Raw genomic sequence first — 3,306 nt, 5'->3', positions numbered from 1 at the left:
CTGTTCGGAGATTGTGGTCTTCATAGGTAAAGATATACGGCAGCTTTAGAACCCCTTCCATAACTTCTTTATCTATCTCATTCACACAGGGCATGTTGATAACACCCAGATCTATCTTCTCTTTCAGGAGATTGTCCCTGACGCCAATCGCCCTTTTTACCATGCCTCCATATGTAATAATGACCCCGTCTTTTCCGCTCTTTAGTGTATCCATCCTGGCATACTCAAATACATATCCGTCTCCAAAGAATGCCTTTCCATCGCCTCTGTAAATCACCGGCCACCTGTTCCTCCCCATCCCGACAAGAAAGTTGCCCTTTGTCTTTGCCACATACCTGATAACCCTGTCTGTCTGGTTCGGGTCACAGGGCATAATGGTCTTAAAATGGTGGAGGTTGTTTGCAAGCCCTATGTAATCCGTACACTGATGTGTCTTCCCGTCAGGACCTACATCAAGCCCGACATGTGTTAAGATGAGCTTCAGATTTGTTTTATTTATATCATTCAACCTTTGCTGGTTATATGTTTCATCGATGCCAAAAACCCCAAAATCTGCAAAGAACGTGAGAACCCCTCTCGTTGAAAGGGCGCCTGCAACTGTTGCGGTATTGTGTTCCTGTATGCCTCCCTGGAAAAAATGTTCCGGGAATGCCTTTGCAAAATCCCCTGTTTTTACAGAGCCCGCGAGGTCGCAATCAAACACACACACGTGACATCCCTTTTCAATATTCTTATCGCCAAGGTCTTTTAATGCCCTGCCAAAGGCAGTTCTATTGTCAATTTTATCTTCATCACGATATGTAAAAGGCTCACCTACACCAACAACTGTTTCTTCCTCTTCATAAGACGCCTTCCACGCGCACACACCCTTTCTTTTCTCCCTGTAAAATTCGAGGTTATCCTCTAATCCAAGAATTCCAATGGCTTCTTTATACTCCCTTTCATTTAAGGGGTTCCCGTGATATTTTTCCTTATTCTCCATAAATGGTATGCCATTCCCCATCACTGTGTGCGCCACTACACATACTGGATTATCAATTGCCCTTGCCTTCTTCAGCGCAGTATATATCTCGTTATAATCATGTCCATTCATCTCAATAACATCCCATCCATCTGAGAGATAATTCTCTATAATGTTCTGGGGCATTACATTGTCAATGCTACCGCTTATTTGAAGGCGATTATAGTCAACCACCACTGTAATATTTGAGAGACCATATTTCTTTGCAAACCTCCTCGCCTCGGTTATCTGTCCCTTTTGCTGCTCTCCATCGCCCATAAGCACATACACGTGGGATGCTTCTTTACGGATTTTTGAAGCAATAGCAAAACCACAGCCTGCAGACAATCCCTGTCCAAGGTTACCCGTAGACCATCCCATGAAAGGTACACCTTTGACCACATGTCCCTCAAATGGGCTTTTTGCCTTCCTGAAAAAGGCAATAACCTCATCAATGGGAAGATACCCGAGCCTTGCGAGGGCAGCGTATGTCCCCGGGGAAGTGTGGCCATGGCTCACTATAATCCTGTCCCCCGGTTCATTTTTTAAATTCGCATAGGAAAAAACAACAAGGTATATATCAAGGGAAGAGATGGATCCGCCAGGATGCCCCGAGCCTGCGAGCGTTGTCATCTTGATAATATCGCCCTTTGCTAAGCGCGATAATTCTTTCAGCTTTTTAAGTTCCTCATCCGTTAATATTTCCTTTTCAAACGACATTTTCTCTCCTTTGCATATTATACATGGTTTCAGTTATCAGGCCTTTAAATCCAAAATCTGCAATCCAAAATCTAAAATTACAGATTGTTATAATCGCAATCCTCTCTAAGGAGACACCGCTCACATTCGGGTTTTCTTGCCTTACATACATATCTCCCGTGAAGTATCAAAAGAAGAGAAAATGCCGTCCACAAAGATTCCGCTACCTTTCTCTTCAGGTCTTCCTCTATCTTATCAGGGTCTTCCTTCGTGGAAAAACCAATCCTGTTTGATAACCTCACCACGTGGGTATCAACGATAATTACAGGTTTTCCATACGCCAGTCCCACTATCATATTTGCCGATTTTCTTCCGATACCTTTTATTGTGGCAAAGGTGTCCACATCCTCAGGGATGCGGCCTCTAAACCTCTCCACTATTTCGCGGGCAATAGTCTTTATGCTTTTTGCCTTATTCTTATAAAAACCCGTGGATTTTATATCCTCCTCAAGCACATCAAGGGGGGCATCTAAATAATCCTTTAATGTTCTATACTTTTTGAAAAGACATTCTGTAACCTTATTTACCCTTTCATCCGTACACTGTGCTGATAACACCGTGCTGATAGTAAGTTCCAGTGGATTCGTAAAGGTAAGTTCAACCCTCGGTTTTCCATGCATCTTCTTTAATTTATCTATTATTGACTTTATATCTTTTTCCATCTCTGATTCTGCTGAACGTATCTTTTATACCACTTATACTCTTATGTATTCAACGAGAAAATCAACTACCATCGGCTGAAGCCAATGATTTGAGGGTTCATGGATTCAAGGGGTCATCCCGCTATGGCGGGACGAATCCCTGGCCCCCGGGACACTTTCGGTTGGAAAACATCGAATTAAAATCTTCAATTATCTTTCTTTACTGCAAAATATGCAGAAAAAAAGGTGACGACAGTACTGTCCTCTGTAATGATTGTCCGCAATGTATTGACGAGACCATTAAATTCATCGAATTAGGCCCTCACGACAGGGCGTATAAGGGATAACCTTATTGATTTTTTCCCTTGACAACCAGTTGAAATAGAAGAAGAATGAATGATAGTTTGGTAGTAGGGATGATGGCAAAAACTGATATTTCAAGACCTGACCCTAATTGCAGATACGGGGCTACAAACAGGGACAGCATCTTATCGTAAGAGAATGGGGCCGGAGAAATACATTCTGAATGATGAACTGAACGACATCTTCATAAGCCTTCATCCTGAGTCGCTCATAATGGTCTATCAGCACCTACCGAATAATAAACATATACATAGCGAGACAACCCGAAAGAAACTCGATCAGGCACAATCAGTATGCTGTGGTGCATTTACATGTGCATATCGCGAAGATGATCTTGCATTTGTTTTTGTGGCAAAGTCTAAAATGGATAGAGGGGTCAGGCACTGACAAAGAAAGGTCAGATGATAATTGCGCCCCTTGGAAATGCGGGTTACTGCCAATTCAAAAAAATTATTGGCAAAAATGTGCTTGAGTGCTATATTAAAGATAAAGATTGTAAGGAAACAGCGGTAGAAAGGAGGCGTTGGCTATGGAGACTTTAAA

The 3,306-nt window shown here is 42.4% G+C and carries 3 protein-coding genes; 1 reads left to right on the top strand and 2 read right to left on the bottom strand.

Annotated elements, in window-relative coordinates:
- The coding region (locus NTU69_12910) for a transketolase (GenBank protein ID MCX5804405.1) at positions 1–1,720 on the bottom strand (1,720 nt) is incomplete at its 3' end.
- Between the two features lie 77 nt (positions 1,721–1,797).
- Positions 1,798–2,421: an endonuclease III gene (gene nth, locus NTU69_12905; protein ID MCX5804404.1), complete on the bottom strand. Its 624-nt coding sequence runs from the start codon at positions 2,419–2,421 to the stop codon at positions 1,798–1,800.
- A 480-nt stretch (positions 2,422–2,901) separates the two neighbouring features.
- Here nth and NTU69_12900 point away from each other — a divergent pair, with 480 nt between their 5' ends.
- Positions 2,902–3,150 (top strand): hypothetical protein, encoded by a 249-nt coding sequence (locus NTU69_12900; protein MCX5804403.1) that lies wholly within the window; start codon positions 2,902–2,904, stop codon positions 3,148–3,150.
- Positions 3,151–3,306 lie beyond the last annotated feature (156 nt).

It is taken from the genome of Pseudomonadota bacterium, from assembly GCA_026388215.1.
Lineage (GTDB): Bacteria > Desulfobacterota > Syntrophorhabdia > Syntrophorhabdales > Syntrophorhabdaceae > JAPLKF01.
The sequence above is the reverse complement of the archived record's forward strand: the minus strand, read 5'-3'. Positions and strand labels throughout refer to the sequence as shown.